This is a genomic window from Mycobacterium sp. NGS39 (genome assembly GCF_059812765.1).
Window position 1 is genome coordinate 1 of record NZ_JCALDH010000027.1, and the last position, 2455, is coordinate 2455.

1 protein-coding gene is annotated in these 2455 nt (G+C 65.3%); it reads left to right on the forward strand.

What is annotated here, in order from left to right; all coding sequences use genetic code 11:
• The coding region (locus tag AC5Y39_RS21190; protein ID WP_500048287.1) for a non-ribosomal peptide synthetase at positions 1 to 2455 on the forward strand (2455 nt) is incomplete at both ends.

A 2455-nucleotide genomic window follows, 5' to 3' on the forward strand; every position in this document is an offset into this window, starting at 1 on the left:
AGCGCCCACCGCCGCCCAGCTGGCACTTCGTCTGGGTGATCACAAAGCAGGTTTTGCACCGTTGGTAGCTGTGGAGCGGCCGGCGGTGGTGCCGTTGTCGTTCGCACAGAGCCGGTTGTGGTTCCTGGAACAGTTGCAGGGGCCGTCCCCGGTCTACAACATGCCGGTCGCGTTGCAGCTGCGGGGCGCGCTGGATGTCGAGGCGTTGGGTGCGGCCCTTGCCGATGTGGTGGCCCGCCACGAGGCGCTGCGCACCGTGTTCGTCGCCGCTGACGGTGTGCCGCAGCAGGTGGTACTGCCGGCCGAGCAGGCCGATTTTGGTTGGCGCGTGGTCGATGCGGTCGGTTGGCCGGTCGAGCGGCTCGAGGAAGCCATCGGTGAGGTGGTCCGCTACACGTTTGACTTGGCCACCGAGATTCCTTTGCGCGCAACGCTTTTCAGGCTCGCTGACAAGGACTATGTGCTGGTGGCGGTGGTGCACCATATCGCTGCCGACGGCTCGTCCATGCGTCCGTTCATCACCGATATCGCCGAGGCGTACCTGGCCCGCCACGAAGGAAGGGCACCGGGGTGGACGCCGTTGCCGGTGCAGTACATCGATTACACGCTGTGGCAGCGTGCGCAGTTGGGCGATTTGGACGATCCGGATAGTCGGATCAACGCCCAGGTCGCCTACTGGCAGGATATGTTGGCCGGGTTGCCGGAGCGGTTGGCGTTGCCCACGGATCGGCCGTATCCGGCGGTGGCGGATTATCGCGGGGCCAGTGTGGCGGTGGACTGGCCGGCTGAATTGCAGCAGCGGGTGCATGATTTGGCTCGCGAGCACAATGCCACCAGCTTCATGGTGGTGCAGGCCGCGTTGGCGGTGCTGCTGTCCAAGATCTGCGCCACTTCCGATGTGGCCCTTGGTTTTTCGATCGCCGGGCGCCGCGACCCGGCTTTGGAAGACTTGATCGGGTTTTTCGTCAATACGTTGGTGCTGCGGGTTGAGGTGGATGGTGATCCCAGCGTCGCGCAGGTGCTCGAGCAGGTGCGCCAGCGCAGCTTGGCGGCTTTTGAGCATCAGGATGTGCCGTTTGAGGTGCTGGTTGAGCGGCTCAATCCGACACGGTCGTTGAGCCATTCTCCGTTGGTGCAGGTGGTGTTGGCCTGGCAGAACTTCATCGGCCAGGGCAACGCCGCGGTGCCGGAGTTGGCGTTGGGTGATGTGCAGGTCACGCCGGTGCCGGCGGAAACCGGGGTGGCCAGGATGGACTTGTCGTTCTTCATCGCCGAGCGCTGGAGTGAGGCTGGTGACCCGGCGGGCATCGGCGGAAATGTGGAGTTCCGCACCGATGTGTTCGACGCGGCCAGCATCCAGGCACTGGTGGACCGGTTGCGGAGGGTGTTGGCGGCGATCACCGCTGATCCGGCGCGGCGGTTGTCGACGATCGATGTGCTCGATGAGCAGGAATACGCCCGGCTGGATGAGTGGGGTAATCGGGCGGTTCTGACTCGGCCCGCACCGGCCGCGGCGACGATCACCGAGTTGTTCGCGGCTCAGGTCGCAACTGTTGGCGACGCGACCGCGGTGACCTGTGATGGTCGGTCGCTGACGTATCGCGAGTTGGATGAGGCGTCGAATCGGTTGGCGCACATGCTGATCGGGTACGGCGCGGCCCCGGGTGAGTGCGTGGCACTGCTGTTGCCGCGGTCGGCTGAGGCGATCGTGTCGATTATGGCGGTGCTCAAGACCGGTGCGGCGTATCTGCCGATCGACCCCGCACAACCGGATGCACGCATCGAGTTCATGCTGACTGACGCAGCGCCGGTCGCTGCAATCACGACAGCCGGTCTGCGGTCGCGGCTGAGCGGCTGCGATGCGGCGGTGGTGGATGTCGTCGACGATCCAGGCATTGCGACTCAGCCGAGTACGGCCGTGTCCCTGCCAACGTTTGATGACATCGCCTATCGGATTTACACCTCCGGCACCACGGGTGCGCCGAAAGGGGTGGCCGTTGCGCACCGCAACGTCACGCAGCTGGTGCAGTCCGCGGATCGGCGTTTGGTGGCGCCGGGACGGGTGTGGACGCAGTGGCATTCATATGCGTTCGACTTCTCGGTGTGGGAAATTTTCGGTGCTCTGCTGAGTGGCTCGCGGCTTGTGGTGGTGCCCGAGGAGGTGGCCGGCTCGCCGGAAGAGTTCCGCGCCTTGCTGATTCGTGAACACGTCAGCGTCTTGAGTCAGACTCCGTCGGCATTGGGAGTGCTTGCACTCGAGGGCTTGGAGTCGGTGCAAGGGTTGCTGGTCGGTGGTGAGGCCTGCCCGCCCGAGTTGGTGGATCGGTGGGCGGCTGAGGGGCGGGTGATGATCAACGCCTACGGCCCGACGGAGACCACGGTGTGGGTGACGATGAGCGCGCCGTTGACGCCGGGGGCTGGTGTGGTGCCGATCGGTGCGCCGCTCGCCGGGTCG